Origin of the sequence: Azospirillum lipoferum, assembly GCF_024170005.1 — a bacterium.
GTDB lineage: Bacteria > Pseudomonadota > Alphaproteobacteria > Azospirillales > Azospirillaceae > Azospirillum > Azospirillum lipoferum.
Genome location: NZ_JALJXJ010000004.1, coordinates 150,728 through 165,778, shown reverse-complemented (window position 1 = coordinate 165,778; position 15,051 = coordinate 150,728). Strand labels below are relative to the sequence as shown.

Here is a 15,051-nt window from a genome sequence, read left to right as displayed (position 1 = left end):
CGGATCGGGGGTGCAACTCATTGACCTGCGTCAAAATACGTAGATCCGGCGAGGTGGAGTCCCCGTCTCGGCCATGGCCGGGCTGACGCTTTCTGCTACACTTCGCCCCAACCGCGCCACGCCGTCCGGTCTCCCCTGCGTCGGGCGGGAAAACCCAGGGCGGCACGACCCGATAGGCGCGACACGACATCAGAGGATGCTGGTCCATGAAACGTTTCCCTCTCGCCTCGGCTGTCCTGCTGGCCGGGCTGGTGCTGCCCGCGGTCGCCGACGCCCACACCTTCGGTACCCATGACGCCGGCTTCGCCCACGGATTCCTGCATCCGGTCGGCGGCTGGGACCATCTGCTGGCGATGGTCGCGGTCGGGCTGTGGGCAGCGCAGCGCGGCGGGTCCGCCCTGTGGGCGCTGCCGGCGGCCTTCGTCACCGCCATGATCGGCGGCGGTCTGCTGGGCATGACCGGCATCGCGCTGCCGGCGGTGGAATTGGGGATCGCCGGATCCGTGATCGCGCTGGGCGCCCTGATCGCCGCGCAGTCGCGCCTGTCGCTTCCGGTTTCGCTGGCGGTGGTCGCGGCCTTTGCCCTGTTCCACGGCCATGCCCATGGCGCCGAGATGCCGGAGGCGGCGCAACCGCTGCTCTACGGCCTGGGCTTCGCGCTTGCCACCGCGCTCCTGCATGGCGCCGGCGTCGCCGCCGCCCTGTCGCTGAGGGGCATTGCCCTCGACGGCAAGGGCGCGCTCGCCCTGCGCGGGCTGGGTGCCGCCATCGGGCTGAGCGGCGTGGCATTGGCCGCCCTGGCCTGACCGCCGGCCTTTTGCTTCCGGTTGTTTGCGACCTGTTTGCGACGAGGGCCGGGCGGGAAACCGTCCGGCCCTTCGGCTGTCAGATCGGCTGACCTTATGGGCTGACCGGCCCTTGGCGAAGCGGGCGTGACCGGAACAATCGGCGTCTCCTGGTGTTGCAAGCCGGCAGCCCCCACAGGAGACGCCCGGCATGACCCTTCACAACGACGCCATTCCGTCCGCCGCTCCTCCCGACACGACAGCCACCCAGGGCCGCCGCCCGGAAGAGATCGAGCACGAGATCCAGTCGATCCGCGCCCGCATGGACCAGGTGATCGACGAGATCGAGTTCCGCCTGTCGCCCGGCCAGATGTCCGGCGGCGTGGTCCAGGTGGTGCGCGACGTGATCCAGGGCGGCGGCGACGGTCTGTCCGGCCGCATCGCCCGCGCCGTGCGCGCCAACCCGATCCCCGTGGCGCTGATGGGTGTCGGCGCCCTCTGGCTTGCCGTGGCGGTCGCCCGCACGCCGGAGTCGGCGACGGAGTTCGACGATTACGCCCCTCATGGCCGGCAGCTCGACCCGCGCAGCCGGCATCTGCTGACCGACCTGACCGGCGCCTGCCGCGACGGGGCCGAGGCTTTCCGCCGCGCCGACATGACCATCGCCGACCCGTCGCTGTCCGGCCGTTTGCAGGAACTGGCCGACCAGCTCGACCGCAGCGCCATGGCGCTGGATGCGGAGCTGCGCCAGGGCGGCGGCTGGATCGAGACCGCCGGCGACGGTGCCCGCGTCTGGTCGCCCATGCATGGGCTGGCGGAGGCCAACGCCCGCAGCATGATGGCCGGGGTCGGCGGGCCGGGTGCCCGCGGCGACCTGCTGGCCCGGCTGGAAGGCGGGCTGGACGGCACGCTGGCGCTGTTCCGCGATGCCCTGCGCGATGCACCGGACGACCATCTCCAGGTCGCCATCGGCGCCCAGTTCCACGCCCTGGAGACGGCGCGGCACCGGGTCGGCGCGCTGCGCGAAGCCGTGGTCTGAGGAGGACGGGGGATGCTGGGGCTGAGCCGCCGACATTATTACGAGCACCGGCACCGTGCGAACCGGCAGCATGGCGGCGGGCGGGCCGCCGATGACGGGCGCCGGGGCGGCGATGGCCGGGGCCGGTCGGCGGAAGCCCCGTCGGACATCCCGAAGCAGGGCTGGAAGGACATCCTGCTGCGGGTGTGGGACGAGCAGGGCAAGGACAATGTGTCCATGCTGGCCGCCGGCGTCGCCTATTACGCCCTGCTCGCCATCTTTCCGGCCATCGCGGCGCTGGTGTCGATCTATGGCCTCGTCGCCGATCCGTCGATGATCGAAAGCCAGCTGAATCAGCTCGGCAGCCTGCTGCCGCCGGAAGCCCTGACCATCGTCAGCGACCAGGCGCGCAAGGTGGCGACCGCCCCGTCGCAGGGGTTGGGCTTCGGCCTGATCTTCGGCCTGCTGCTGACACTGTGGAGTGCCTCGCGCGGGACCAACTCGCTGGTGTCTGCGCTGAACATCGCCTATGGCGAAAAGGAGACGCGGGGCTTCATCAAGCTGGCGGCGCTGTCGATGGGGCTGACGGTGGCGGGGCTGCTGTTCGTCATCGTCGCCATGGTGATGATCGTCGCCGTGCCGGCCGCCATCAACATCATCGGGCTGAAGGACACGCCGATCGGCTGGATCGCCAGCCTTGCCCGCTGGCCGATCCTGGCGGTGACGATCATGCTGGCTCTCGCCGTCTTCTACCGCTACGCCCCCGACCGGCGGGAGCCGCAATGGCGCTGGGTCACCTGGGGGTCGGCGATGGCGACGGTGGTCTGGCTGCTGGGGTCGCTGGGATTCTCCGTCTATGTGTCGAACTTCGGCAGCTACAACGAGACCTACGGATCGGTCGGCGCCGTCGTGGTCCTGCTGCTGTGGTTCAATCTGACCTCCTACGTCGTGCTGCTGGGGGCGGAGCTGAATGCGGAGATCGAACACCAGACCGCCCGCGACACCACCGACCGCGATGGCCGTCCGGCCCGACCACTGGGCCAGCGCGACGCCTATGTCGCCGACACGGTGGGCGAGCGGAAGGCGAGCTGACCGACAAAATGCTTCTTGGCCCAAATGCCTCTTGGCAGGGCGGCGACCGCGCGCTATGGTCGCCGTCATGCAACAGATGCTGACCATCGCGTCCTGCGGACGCTCCCGATATTTTGGCCGCTGGTTTCGTTCGGCGGCCTAGGAACGCGCATCTGTCGCTCACTCCCGAAGCCGCCCGGACCGATCCGCGGCGGCTTTCGCGTTTGTGACCCCCAGCCCCTGACGGGCTGCACATCCTGAAAATCCGAACACGGGCGACCCGGGCGGCCTCACCACCAGCCGAGAGAGGTTGTCATGTTCGATTTCGATGTCGTCACCGGTCCCACCCAGCCGCCCCACTGCCCCCTGACCGACGAGTCTGCCAGCTTGTCCGGCTCCGAGTCGGTCCCGCAGCGCTCGGCCCCGACCGGTATGGCCGCCGCCCCTCTGGTCGAGGTGGATACGACAAAGGGGGAAAAAGCACGATCCTGAGCGTGGATCGGGCCGCCGACCGTGGCGTGCAAGTCCCGCATCCCAGCTTTCGACCAAAAAAATCACGAATCCACCCTATGTTCGGCCGGCTGTTGTCGTATACTCCCTTTGGGCAGACATGTCCGGGTGGCGGCTCAGCCGGCCGCACCTCTGTTGGGTACTTCCTCGCCGGCGTTCAGGGTTGGACGGTCCGGTCGGGCGTGATGGTCGGATCGGGAGAAGGATGACGAATCATGGCGGATGATGCTCTCTCAAGCGTCAACTCTATGGTCTCGGGCCTCAACGCGTCGATCAACGCCGCGGTGGAGGCCATCAAGAAGTCGCAGAGCAATCAGGCCGTCGGCGACGTCAAGGAATATTCCAAGACGGTCAAGAAATCGGCGCTGACCACCACGGCCGGCGCCACCGACATCGGCGTGCTCGCCAAGAACACCACCCGCCTGAACGTCGCCAGCACGCTTGCGGCGAACGACAAGGTCGACTTCTACAAATTCAAGGTCGTCTCCAAGGGTGAGATGACCATGGGGCAGGTCGGCGACGACGGCGTGCATGTCCAGCTGATGAACAAGCTGGGCCGCGTGGTGGCCGACAGCGACCCGAAGGCCGGCGACGACTACAAGGCCTTCAAGCAATTGCAGGCCGGCAACCTGACGGTCGACAAGGGCGACTACACCCTGCGCGTAAGCCGTGACAAGGGCCAGTCGGACAAGGACCCCAAGAACTACGCCATGCAGGTGGTCATGGGGAATTACAGCCAGGATTACGACACTGTTGCCAAGCAGCCGGCCAAGGGTGACACCGGCCTGACGCTGACCACCGGACAGCAGGCGACGCTCGACGGGCTGAACCAAGCCATCGGCAGCATGAACTCCATCCCCACCGGACAGACCGGCACCCAGAAACTGATGGGCAGCTTCAGCCTGTTCGTGTGAAGCCGGGCTGCCGGTTGTGCTATGACGGGACGGAGCCGATCCGTCCCGGAGCAAGATCTTGCCGTCCATCACGCGCCTGACACCCGCCGACCACCGCCGCGTTCCGTGGAAGAATGGCGGCGGCGTCACCACCGAACTGGCGGTGGAACCGGCCGCCGACGGCCGCTTCGTCTGGCGCGTCAGCATCGCCGACGTGGTCGAACCCGGTCCCTTTTCCGCTTTTCCCGGCTATGACAGGCTGATCGCCGTGGTGGAGGGCGAGGGCATGCGCCTGTCGGTCGACGGCGAGCCTCCGGTCGAACGCCGTCGTCTGGACCCCGCCTTCGCCTTTCCCGGCGAAGCGCCGGTGTGGTGCGAGCCGATCGCCGGCCCGATTCGCGACGTCAACCTGATACTGGACCGCGCATCGGCGACCGGCGTGCTGACCCTGCTGGCCGGCCTCACCGTACATCGGGCCGCCGGCGATGCTCTGCTGGTCCACGCCCTGGGCGGTACGCTGACGGTTACCCGTGAAGGTGGGGAGACGCTGACGGTTCCCGCCGGCCACAGCCTGCTCCTGCGCGACGCGGCGGCGCTGGTCGAGGCGCCGGCAGGGGCGGAAGGTGTCTGTGCCGAGGTGCGGCGGCGTTAGGGCTTCGCCGCCCGGATCAGCTCCTCGTACCAGCGCGCCGAATCCTTCGGCGTGCGGGTCAGGGTCTGGAAGTCGACGTGGACGATGCCGAAGCGCTGACCATAGCCGCTGCCCCATTCGAAATTGTCCAGCAGCGACCAGACGAAATAGCCGCGCACGTCGGCACCCTGGGCCATCGCGTCGCGCATCGCGGCGTTGTAGATGGTCAGGTAGTTGATGCGGTGCGGGTCGTGGACGGCGCCGTCGGGGCTGACGGTATCGCTGCCGCCGCATCCATTCTCCGTCACCACGATGGGCAGGCGGTAGCGGCGCTGGATGGTCAGCAGCTCGTCCCGGAAGGCATCGGGGAAGATCGCCCAGCCGACGCCGTGGGTCGGCGAATCGGCCGGCGCGTCGCCCCAGCCATAGCCCCAGGTCCGGGCCGGATCGGCCTTGGCGAAGATCGGGCCGTAATGGTTCAGCCCGAACCAGTCCACCGGCCGGACGATGCGCGCCATGTCGCCGGGCTGGACATAGGGCTCGATGGCGGCGGCGGTCTGCGGCGGATAGTGGCCAAGGATCTGCGGATCGCAGAAGACCAGGTTCCAATGCTCATCCAGCAGGGTGGCGGCGGCGCGGTTCTCCGGCGTGTCGGTTTCCGGGATCACGGCCTGCCGGTTGTGGATGGCGCCGATGGAGGCCCCCGGCACCATGTCGCGCAGCACGTCCACCCCGGCGCCATGGGCGAGGTTGACGTGGTGGATGGCGCGCAGATGCTGCGCCCGGTCGACGATTCCCGGTGCCGCCCAGGGGATCGCATAACCGAACAGGGTGAAGACCGAGAATTCGTTGAAGGTGATCCAACGCTTTACCCGGTCGCCGTAGCGCCGGGCGCAGAGTGCGGCATAGTCGGCGTACCAGCCGGCGCAGTCGCGGGACGACCAGCCGCCCAGATCCTGCAAGGCCTGCGGCAGGTCCCAATGGTAGAGGCAGAGCCAGGGCTCGATGCCCGCTTCCAGCAGCCGGTCGATCAGGCGGTCGTAGAAATCCAGTCCCGCCGCGTTCACCGCGCCCTTGCCGCGCGGCATCACCCTGGGCCAGGAGACCGAGAAGCGGTAGGCGTCGACGCCCAGCCCCTTCATCAGCGCCACATCCTCCGGCATGCGGTGGTAGTGGTCGCAGGCGACGTCCCCGGTGTCGCCGTTCACCACACCGCCCTGGGTGCGGCAGCGCACGTCCCAGATGCTGGGGCCCCGCCCCTCCTCGGCCGCCGCCCCTTCGATCTGGTAGGCGGAGGTGGAGACGCCCCAGACGAAACCCGGCGGATAGGCGTTGTGAGGATAGGGGGAGGGGCGATTGGTCATGGTCAGGCCGCGATCTGGTTGATGCTGCGGCAGCGGGCCTCGAAGGCGTCGGAGATGAATTCCGGGCGCTTGTAATAGCCCTTGATCCAGCTCGCCAGCAGGCAAAGCTCCTCCAGCTTTACCAGCTCGTCCAGCGTCCCCTCGGGAAAGCGGATGGCGAAACTGTCGGAGATGTATTCCAGAACCTGCTCGATCTGGTCGATCGACAACTGGATGTCGGTCTCCAGCGTTGCATTGCGGGTCAGCAGAGCCTCATCGACCCCATATTCGTCCCGGATCAGCTTCACGATCCAGCGGAACATGTGCATCCAGTTGGACACACCCTCGATCGACTTGCTCATCGCGACGCTCGGTTTCGGGTTGCGAGAAAGGGGTAGGCGGGAGCGACTGTACGCACGGATCGTTAAAGAATAACGCAGCTTCCGTCGGGGTCTCCAGCCGGACGCGACAATAAATCTTGCGGCTTCTGCCACCTGCGCGGGCAGAGACGGCGAAAGTGTGCTTAAATGTTATGCAGAATGGGTGGGGATGGTGCCGGGAACCGTGGTCCGGCGGGGCGGCACGTCCCATGCAGAACCAAGCCGACCGATCGCACTGCGAGGCTTCCGCCATGAAAAGCGCCGCCACCCCCGATGCCCGTCCCAGTGACGCCCATCCCAGCGGCGTCCATCCCGTCGACGAGGTCCTGCCGCCTTGGCGGCTGCTGGCGCTGGGGTTGCAGCATGTGCTGGTGATGTATGCCGGGGCCATCGCGGTGCCGTTGATCATCGGCGGTGCCTTGAAGCTGCCGAAGGACCAGGTTGCCATGCTGATCAACGCCGACCTGTTCGCCTGCGGCGTGGTCACGCTGATCCAGGCCGTCGGTTTCTGGCGATTCGGCATCCGCCTGCCGATCATGATGGGCGTCACCTTCGCCGCCGTCGGTCCGATGGTGGCGATGGCGACCAACCCGTCGCTGGGGCTGCTGGGGATTTACGGCGCGGTGATCGGATCGGGCATCTTCGCCATCCTCGCCGCCCCGCTGGTAGGCCGGCTTCTGCCGCTGTTTCCGCCGGTGGTGACCGGCAGCGTCATCGCCATCATCGGCGTCTCGCTGATGCGGGTGGGGGTGGGCTGGGCCGGCGGCGGGGTGGGCAATCCGCGATTCGGCGATCCGGCCTTCCTGGGTGTGGCTGCCTTCGTGCTGCTGGCGATCCTGGCGCTGATGAAGCATGGCCGCGGTTTCGTCCGCAACGTCGCGGTGCTGCTGGGGCTGGTGGCCGGGATGGTGCTGGCGATGGCGCTGGGCATGGTCGATTTCAAAGGATTGGCCGAGGCGCCGTGGGTGGCGCTGGTCCAGCCCTTCCAGTTCGGCATGCCGGTGTTCGACCCGGTCGCCATCCTGACCATGTCGCTGGTGATGATCGTGGTGATGATCGAATCGACCGGCATGTTCCTGGCCGTCGGCGACATGGTCGGTCGTCCGGTGACGCGGGAGGATCTGGTCCGCGGCCTGCGCACCGACGGGTTGGGCACTCTGATCGGTGGTGTCTTCAACACATTCCCCTTACACCTCCTTCTCGCAGAATGTCGGGCTGGTCGGGGTGACGGGCGTGCGCAGCCGCTGGGTCTGCGCGGCGGGCGGGCTGATCCTGCTGCTGCTGGGGCTGCTGCCGAAGCTGGCCCATGTGGTGGCGTCGGTGCCGGCCTTCGTGCTGGGCGGAGCCGGGCTGGTGATGTTCGGCATGGTGGCGGCGACCGGCGTGAAAATCCTGGCGCAGGTCGATTTCGCCCACCGGCGCGAGAACCTGATCGTCGTGGCGGTCAGCATCGGCGTCGGGCTGATTCCGTTGGTGTCGGACAAATTCTTCTCGCAGATGCCGGCCTTCCTGTCGCCGCTGCTGCACAGCGGCATCCTGCTGGGCACCCTGACGGCAGTGGCGTTGAACTGGTACTTCAACGGTCTGGCGAGCGCCGACCGCGCCCGTCACGACGTAGCCTCTGCCGCGCAGGGGGTGGAGGCTTAATCTTTCCGCCGCAGCAGATCCTTGCTGGCGAGCAGCGACCCGCCGGCGATCAAGGCGCAGGACAGCCAGATGATGCTGGAGTTGGCGGCAAGACCGAACAGGACCAGCAGCAGGGTCGACAGCAGGGGCGCCAGATAGGACAGCGCCCCCAGCGCCCGGATGTCGCCGTGGCGCACGCCATAGTCCCAGACGAAGAAGGCCGCCCCCACCGGTCCCAGACCCAGCAGCAGCATCGCCCCCCAGCCGATGGCGGTGTCCGGCCACACCGTCCGTTCCAGCGCCAGATGGCAGAGCAGCGACAAGAGTGCCGTGACGAGGCAGAAGGCGCTGACCGCGTCGGTCGGCGCCTCGCCGATCTGGCCCAGCCGGCGGCGCAGCACCGAATAGCCGGCCCAGGTGACTGCGCTGGCCAGGGCGGCGGCATAGCCGGGCAGATGCGCCGGGTCGATGGAAAGACCGCCTCCCAGGCCGCCGGTCCCGCCGCGGGCGATCAGCAACGCGGTGCCCGCCAGCCCGGCGACGGCGCCGCCGACATGCCAGGAGTGCAGCCGTTCCCCTGGCAGCAGGGCGGAGAACAGCACGATCAGCAGCGGCCACAGATAGTTGATCAGGTTGGCCTCCACCGGCGGAGCCGCCTGCAAGGCCATGAAATAGAGGAAGTGGAAGCCGAACAGGCCGCCGACTCCCAGCGCCCAGGCCGCCGCCGGCTGGCGGAAATAGCGCAGGGGGTTGTCGCCGCGCGACGCGGTCCAGCCGCTGCCGACCAGGAAGGCCAGCAGGAAGGAGGTCGCCACCAGCTGGAACGGCGGCACCATCGAGGCCAGGGTCGCCAGCGGGGCCAGTGTCGCCCACAGCAGGATGGCGATGAAGCCGACCAGCGTGGCGCGGTTGGCGGAGCGGTCGGGTACGGCGGAGGAGACGGTCATCGGGTGTGTCGGTTGGTTGGTGCGGGGGAGGCGACCATAGCCGGCCGGCAGAGGGCTGTCTTGACCGGACCTCCGCCGCGCATTGACCGAAACTCCGGCCTCGCGCGGACAATTCACGCGGTCAGGGCCAACGCCTCGTTGCGGGCGAAGGCGGTCATCACCATTGCCTCCGCCGCCTCGGCAGCCAGGGGGCGCGAGATCAGATAGCCTTGCAGGCAGTCGCATCCCGCCTCCGCCAGCCAATGGCGCTGCTCGGCGGTTTCCACCCCCTCCGCCACGGTGGACAGCAGAAGCCGCTGGGCGAGGGCGATGACGGTGGAGGCGATGTCGGGGGCATGCGGCAGGTCGTTGACGAAGCTGCGGTCGATCTTCAGCACATCGACCGGCAGCTGGCGCAGATAGGCCAGCGAGGAATAGCCGGTGCCGAAATCGTCGATGGCGATGCGCACCCCCAGTGCCCGCAACCGGTTCAGCGTCGGCAGATGGTGGCGCACGTCCTTCATGATGACGGTCTCGGTGATCTCCAGCTCCAGCAGGTGGGCCGGGGTGCCGTGGCGCTGCAACACCTGTTCGACCAGCCGGGCGAAGCCGGGGTCGGCAAGCTGGCGGGCGGAGACGTTGACCGCCACCGGAACCGGGCCATGGTCGAGCGCCCAACGGGTCGCGGTGCGGCAGGCCTCCTCCAGCACCCAGCGGCCGATCTCGATGATCAGGCCGGTGTCCTCGGCCACCGGGATGAAGTCGGCGGGGGAGACCGCCGCACCGTCGTGCCGCCAGCGGATCAGTGCCTCGAAGCCGGTCAGCCGGCCGCTCGCCGCTTCGATCTTCGGCTGGTAGACCAGCTCGAAGGAGCGTGCCGCCACCGCCTCGCGCAGGCCGGACTCCAGCCGCAGCCGGGTCTCCGCCCGGTCGGTCATGTCGCGGGTGTAGAAGACGAAGCGGTCGCCGCCCGCCGCCTTGGCCGCCTGCATCGCCGAATCGGCCATCCGCATCAGCCCGGTGCTGTCGGGCGCTTTCCCATTCCCTTCAGTGGGATGGACGGCGATTCCGATGCTGGCGGTGAGGTGGACGCGATGGTCTCCCACCTCGCGCAGGGTGGACAGGTCGTCGAGCAGCCGCTGCGCCACCATCGCCGCTTCGTCGCGGTCGGCGACCCGCTCCAGCACCACCAGGAACTCGTCGCCGCCCAGCCGGCCGACGGTGTCGCAGCGGCGCACGCTGGCGCCCAGCCGCTCCGCCACCCGGCAGAGCAGCAGATCGCCGACGCCATGGCCCAGGCTGTCATTGACCCGTTTGAAGCGGTCGAGGTCGACATACAGCACGGCCAGCCGCCCTGCATCCGGCTCCCGCGCGCGGTTCGCCAGTTCGATGGCGTGGTCCAGCCGGTCGAGCAGCAGCGCCCGGTTCGCCAGCCCGGTCAGCGGGCAGCGCGTCGCCAGCCGCCGCAGCTCGTCATGTTCGCGTTCCAGCAGGGTCAGGGTGTGGTTGAAGCGGGCGATGACGAAGCCCAGTTCATCGTCGGCATGGCCGCGCGGCACGGTCAGCGGCTGGCCATAGGGCTTTTCCGGGTCGATGCGCGCCACCGCGCGGCCGATCTGCAACAGCGGGCGGGTCAGCAACCGGTGGAACACCGCCGCCATCGCCAGCCCGATCAGCAGGTTGCGCAGGGTCCCCGCCACCAGCGCCGCCGAGACATAGGCGAGGAAGGCGGAGGCCGCCCGCCCGGTGTCGATGCCCACGGTCAGGCGGCCGATCCGGGAAACGCCTGCCGCCCCGACCTCAGCTCTGGTCCCGCTCGCCGGCGTTGTCAGGTCGCGGGTCACCACCGGCCGGTCGATGAACAGCAGCGCCGTCGCCGCCCGTTCCAGCAGGCTTGGCGGTTTGGCCGGACGCTCGCGGCGGGCGAGCAGGGTGCCGTCCCCCAGCCGGATCTCCGCCCAGGCGGCGCTGGCACGCACCATGCCCTGCAGAACCTCTCCGGCCAGTTCGCCGTCGATCAGCCAAGCGGCGGTGGCGGCCGGCCCCTCCACCAGGGCGACCATATCCTCCACCTGCGCCAGCGCCATCGTCCGCTCGCGCGTGGCGGTCCAGGCGAATTCGGCTGTGCTGATGGTCAGGCCGATGACGAAGGCGGCGAGGACTGCATGAATCGCCTGCTTCAGCGTCAGGCTGCGCAGGACTGGGATCGCCATCGCACCGTTCCTCGGCCGGATGTTTCGCACCGCCACCTCCACCAGGAGTAAGCCTTTCGGCAGAGGGGCGAACCGAAGCATTAGTAGGGCGAGCGATGACCAGGACGCGGCGTTTCTATGAAATTTTTGTAACCGGAGCAGGGTTCTATTGCTGACAACGCATATTGCTGCATAGGTCCATTCCTACAGCGCATGGCTACCATTCATCATTGGTAATACCAGTTCGTGTGCGCCGCAGCATATCCTGGCCCTGCCCATTCTCGGGGCGTTTCCTCCCTAAACTATAGGGCCGCGCAATTGCGCGGCCCTTTTTCTTTTCCGGAACGGTTGAGGGCGGATCAGACCCGGCGGGCGAGCGCCAGCAGGCCGCCGGCGCCGATCATCAGACCACCGGTCAGGCGGTTCAGCGACCTGGCCGCCGACACGGTGGTCAGCTTCGCCGCCAGACGGTCGCCGCCGGTGGCATAGGCCATGATCCAGCCGAACTCGATCACCACCATGGTGGCGACCAGCGCCATCAGCTGCGGCGCCAGCGGGGCGGCGGCGTCGATGAATTGCGGGAACAGGGCGCCCATGAAGACCAGCGCCTTCGGGTTGCTGAAGGCGACCAGCGCGCCGCGCAGGAACAGGCGGACGGGCGTGCCCTCCCCCGATGCGGCTGCCGCGGCGTCACGCTCGCCGGGCTGTTCCACCGGCGCCCGCCACGCCGCGATGCCGAGCCAGGTCAGATAGGCCACGCCGGCCCAGCGCACGATCTCGAAAGCCAGGACGGAGGTGGAGAGCAGGGCGCCCAGCCCGAAGGCCGACAGCGCCGCCATCACCGCCAGCGCCGCACACATGCCGACCCCGCCCCAGGCGGCGCGGCGCGCGCCGAACCGCAGGCCGAGGCTCATCGCCAGCAGCATGTTCGGCCCCGGCGTCATCGAGATCACGAAGGCGGTGGCGAAGAAGAAGGCGAGCGTCTGCCACGTCATGGCTGGAAACCTCGAAACCGGGTGGATGCCGGAGGGTGGGCGACAATCTGTCACACCACAGCAGCATGCGCCCGGTTCCGCTGCAAGCGACGCCGGCGAAACACAGCCATGCTTTTGGAATCTGATGTCCGATGCGGATCAGTGCGACGCCGTCTGAACCTGCCAGGCACGGAAGGCGAGGTTCGCCGAATCCTGGTCCGGCCGTTTGTAGGAGGCGAAGCGGCGGTCGCGGATCCGGCCGCGGGCCTCCTTCCACACGGCGTTCCAGTCGATGGCACCGTCGGTCAGCAGCCGCTCCTCCATGATACCCAGCAGAGCCTCGTTGACCGTCGACACGCCGATGTTCTGCGTTGCCAGCACCAGCGCGTCGGGGGCGCGTTCCAGCGTGGCGCGCAGGCGCGTGTGGCCGCCACAGGAGCCCCAGAAGACCAGCGCCGTGCCCGGCGCGATCTCCGTCATCGTGGCGTCCTCGTGATAGCTGTGGCCGCGATGGATGACGATGGACGGGGTCAGCCCTTCGCGCGTCATCCAGTCCCAGGCGGCGGCTCGTCCGGCATCGCCGGCACCGGGAATGTCGGCGACGATGACGATGCGGCGCCCGTTGCGTTCCGGGCTGATGGCGACGGCGAAGCCGGATTGGGCGTGCAGCGCCCAGCCCTGCGCCCGATGATGGCGCAGGAAGCCGCGGAAGGACGCCCGGCCGTCGGGATCGTCGTAGAAGGTCATCCGCTGCACGTTGAGGCCGTTGCGGAACAGGCGCTCTCCACTCAGGACCGGCAGGGCGGCCAGCGGATGGTTCTGGGGGAAGCGTTCCGCCTCGAAGGCGGGGGTGGCCGGCCGGCCGGACAGGCGTGCCGCGTGCAGGCTGCCGGCCAACCCGATCATGCTCCGGGCCGGCGTATCGCCGGTCCCGCCCCGGACAGCCACTTCGTGGATCGCGGTCTTCGCCGACGGTTCGCCGGCGGCGCGGTAGCGGGCGGCCAACTCGTCTTCAAGCGCCGCACGGATGGGAGCGCTGTCGAGATCCATGGCGTCGGCGATGGCGCCGATCACGACCGCGGTGTCGATCGCGGGGGGCTTCCCGTCGACCGGCAGCAGGGCCCGCAGGCTTTCGCGCATCAGCTCCCGCGCGATGGCCGGGGTGGTGCCGAACACACTCGCCGCCCGTCCGCCACCGACCGCCGCGACGAAGAATTCCGCCCACAGCGGCCGTGTCCGCTCCTCGCGCGCGAGGTCGAGGAAACTGCGCTTCTCCAGCTTCAACTGGATCCGCAGGATGTTGACCAGCCCGTCGAGCGAGGAGGTGTAGATCTGGGGCCCGGTCCGCGCGATCAGCCCGAGCAGATCCTCCGACGACAGCGCCATGGTGATGCGGAAGCGATCGGCCGGCGGATCGTCGACCATGTCGTCGAGCAGCGCGCCGATCTTCGGCGCCATTCCCGCCGGATCACGCGCCAGGGAGACGGCCAATGCCTTCGCCGCACGAATTTCCAGAGCCTGGAGATCCGTCTTCGGCAGGCGTTTGCGCAGCTCGTGCCGCGTCTCGTAGAAGGGCATGCCCCCCTCCAGCGAGCGCGTCAGCAGCCCGAGGTCGAGCGCGCGGGTGATGACCTCCTCCCCGCCGGGACGGGTGCTCAACTGGTCGGCGGCGCCGATCGCATCGAAAGGCGCCAGCGGGACCGCGTCGCGCAGGGCGGCCAGCGCCGTGTCGCCGAGGAACAGGCTGGAGCAGCGGAACGCCTCGGTCGGCGACCGGCGGGCCAGCTCGGTGAAGGCTGCATCCCCGCCGAACAGGGCGTCGAGAACCGGCTGGCTCGCCGGCTCATGGTCGGCGCAGGCGGTCTGCCCTTCGGCCGGCCGGCTGTCGGCGGCCCGGCTGTTCATGATCTGCTCGTCGGCCGCCCTGGCTTCGGCCATCCTGGCGGCTCTCGCCGCTTTTGCGACGGCGGCCCTGGCCTCGGCGGCCTGCGGATCGGCGGTCAGTGCGTTGGAAGACGTGGCGGAGGGCGTGGCCGATCGCGGGGCGGGGGGCTTGGTGGCGACGGGCTGCGTCTGACCTTGCGGTTTGGGCCGGTCAGGCGCCATCAGTTCCGCCGCACGGATGGGAGCGGGCGGGGTCGGCAATTCCGCAACGGTGATCGGGGCAGTCGTCGTCAATGGCTGCGCCGTGCCGAGCGTCGGCAGTCCGGCCGAAAGCACGGCGCAGGCGGACAGCAGCAGCCGGCGGGTCCATCGCGACGACGATGCCATGGCGGGCAGGGGGAGCGAACGACCAGGGAGCACGTCGATGGCTGCTTCGGACATTGAAGGGGCGGGCGGCGGCTAAGGATAACGCCGTGCCTTACGGCTTACCCCTTAGGGCTTAGCCTATGCAGGCAATCCTGGCTTTGTCATCCATTACCCGCAGGCCGCCTGCATATTCTTGTATTTGGTCCCGCTGTCCCGGCGGCGGAGTACCCCGCACTGGTCCTCCGGCCGGATTGAAATAGCCCTGTGAAGCATGGACAGGAAACGTTCGCGTACCAATCCTCAATCCTTCGTCCGGCGCCTTGGCCGGAACCGGTGGCTGGATGGAGGGTGCGTATGCGTGCATACCGTCTCTTGGCCCACTCCCTGACCCGCATGCTCAAGACTGCGGTCGTTCGTCTTCCGATCCTCGTTCTCTTATGTCTGCCCGTATC

The 15,051-nt window shown here is 68.5% G+C and carries 12 protein-coding genes and 1 pseudogene; 7 read left to right on the top strand and 6 right to left on the bottom strand.

Annotated elements, in window-relative coordinates:
• The first annotated feature begins 206 nt into the window (after window positions 1-206).
• The 6 genes from J2848_RS10890 (at window position 207) to J2848_RS10865 (ending at window position 4,929) form a co-directional block, all read left to right on the top strand.
• A complete protein-coding gene (locus tag J2848_RS10890) occupies window positions 207-806 on the top strand; it encodes a HupE/UreJ family protein (protein WP_149231033.1) in 600 nt (199 codons plus the stop codon).
• Window positions 807-996: 190 nt separating this feature from the next.
• The gene (locus J2848_RS10885; protein WP_149231032.1) at window positions 997-1,824 is read left to right on the top strand and encodes a DUF3618 domain-containing protein; all 828 of its coding nucleotides are present in this window, start codon (window positions 997-999) and stop codon (window positions 1,822-1,824) included.
• Window positions 1,825-1,836: 12 nt separating this feature from the next.
• Window positions 1,837-2,895, top strand: a complete 1,059-nt coding sequence (locus J2848_RS10880) for a YihY/virulence factor BrkB family protein (RefSeq protein ID WP_149231031.1) — start codon at window positions 1,837-1,839, stop codon at window positions 2,893-2,895.
• A gap of 294 nt (window positions 2,896-3,189) precedes the next feature.
• A complete protein-coding gene (locus J2848_RS10875; protein WP_170307020.1) occupies window positions 3,190-3,366 on the top strand; it encodes a hypothetical protein in 177 nt (58 codons plus the stop codon).
• A 233-nt stretch (window positions 3,367-3,599) separates the two neighbouring features.
• On the top strand, window positions 3,600-4,298 hold the full coding sequence (locus tag J2848_RS10870) for a hypothetical protein (RefSeq protein WP_149231029.1): 699 nt from the start codon (window positions 3,600-3,602) through the stop codon (window positions 4,296-4,298).
• A 58-nt stretch (window positions 4,299-4,356) separates the two neighbouring features.
• Window positions 4,357-4,929: a HutD/Ves family protein gene (locus J2848_RS10865; protein WP_149231028.1), complete on the top strand. Its 573-nt coding sequence runs from the start codon at window positions 4,357-4,359 to the stop codon at window positions 4,927-4,929.
• On the opposite strand, the gene J2848_RS10860 is transcribed toward J2848_RS10865, so the two are convergent.
• Complete coding sequence (locus J2848_RS10860; RefSeq protein ID WP_149231027.1) at window positions 4,926-6,272, bottom strand: GH1 family beta-glucosidase; 1,347 nt, start codon at window positions 6,270-6,272, stop codon at window positions 4,926-4,928. The genes J2848_RS10865 and J2848_RS10860 overlap by 4 nt on opposite strands.
• 2 nt (window positions 6,273-6,274) lie before the next feature.
• Window positions 6,275-6,613 carry an acyl carrier protein gene (locus tag J2848_RS10855; protein WP_149231026.1) on the bottom strand — a complete coding sequence of 113 codons (339 nt, stop codon included), beginning with the start codon at window positions 6,611-6,613 and terminating at the stop codon, window positions 6,275-6,277.
• Between the two features lie 170 nt (window positions 6,614-6,783).
• On the opposite strand from J2848_RS10855, the pseudogene J2848_RS36100 reads away from it, so the two are divergent.
• A pseudogene (locus J2848_RS36100) lies at window positions 6,784-8,137 on the top strand (nucleobase:cation symporter-2 family protein); the annotation flags it as partial.
• A gap of 137 nt (window positions 8,138-8,274) precedes the next feature.
• Here the strand turns inward: J2848_RS36100 and yddG are convergent.
• The 4 genes from yddG to J2848_RS10825 form a co-directional block, all read right to left on the bottom strand.
• Entirely contained in the window at window positions 8,275-9,204 is a 930-nt protein-coding gene (gene yddG / locus J2848_RS10840) for an aromatic amino acid exporter YddG (protein ID WP_149231025.1), read from the bottom strand.
• A 113-nt stretch (window positions 9,205-9,317) separates the two neighbouring features.
• Complete coding sequence (locus tag J2848_RS10835; protein ID WP_149231024.1) at window positions 9,318-11,396, bottom strand: putative bifunctional diguanylate cyclase/phosphodiesterase; 2,079 nt, start codon at window positions 11,394-11,396, stop codon at window positions 9,318-9,320.
• Window positions 11,397-11,734: 338 nt separating this feature from the next.
• Window positions 11,735-12,370, bottom strand: a complete 636-nt coding sequence (locus J2848_RS10830) for a LysE family translocator (RefSeq protein ID WP_149231023.1) — start codon at window positions 12,368-12,370, stop codon at window positions 11,735-11,737.
• 138 nt (window positions 12,371-12,508) lie between these two features.
• Window positions 12,509-14,653 carry a hypothetical protein gene (locus J2848_RS10825; protein ID WP_149231022.1) on the bottom strand — a complete coding sequence of 715 codons (2,145 nt, stop codon included), beginning with the start codon at window positions 14,651-14,653 and terminating at the stop codon, window positions 12,509-12,511.
• Window positions 14,654-15,051 lie beyond the last annotated feature (398 nt).

What these genes read in the sequence shown, in the direction of transcription:
- J2848_RS10875 (WP_170307020.1), top strand. Translation starts at nt 3,190, where the DNA reads ATGTTCGATTTCGATGTCGTCACCGGTCCCACCCAGCCGCCCCACTGC.
- J2848_RS10835 (WP_149231024.1), bottom strand. Translation starts at nt 11,396, where the DNA reads ATGGCGATCCCAGTCCTGCGCAGCCTGACGCTGAAGCAGGCGATTCAT.
- J2848_RS10870 (WP_149231029.1), top strand. Translation starts at nt 3,600, where the DNA reads ATGGCGGATGATGCTCTCTCAAGCGTCAACTCTATGGTCTCGGGCCTC.
- J2848_RS10880 (WP_149231031.1), top strand. Translation starts at nt 1,837, where the DNA reads ATGCTGGGGCTGAGCCGCCGACATTATTACGAGCACCGGCACCGTGCG.
- J2848_RS10860 (WP_149231027.1), bottom strand. Translation starts at nt 6,272, where the DNA reads ATGACCAATCGCCCCTCCCCCTATCCTCACAACGCCTATCCGCCGGGT.
- J2848_RS10830 (WP_149231023.1), bottom strand. Translation starts at nt 12,370, where the DNA reads ATGACGTGGCAGACGCTCGCCTTCTTCTTCGCCACCGCCTTCGTGATC.
- J2848_RS10885 (WP_149231032.1), top strand. Translation starts at nt 997, where the DNA reads ATGACCCTTCACAACGACGCCATTCCGTCCGCCGCTCCTCCCGACACG.
- J2848_RS10855 (WP_149231026.1), bottom strand. Translation starts at nt 6,613, where the DNA reads ATGAGCAAGTCGATCGAGGGTGTGTCCAACTGGATGCACATGTTCCGC.
- yddG (WP_149231025.1), bottom strand. Translation starts at nt 9,204, where the DNA reads ATGACCGTCTCCTCCGCCGTACCCGACCGCTCCGCCAACCGCGCCACG.
- J2848_RS10890 (WP_149231033.1), top strand. Translation starts at nt 207, where the DNA reads ATGAAACGTTTCCCTCTCGCCTCGGCTGTCCTGCTGGCCGGGCTGGTG.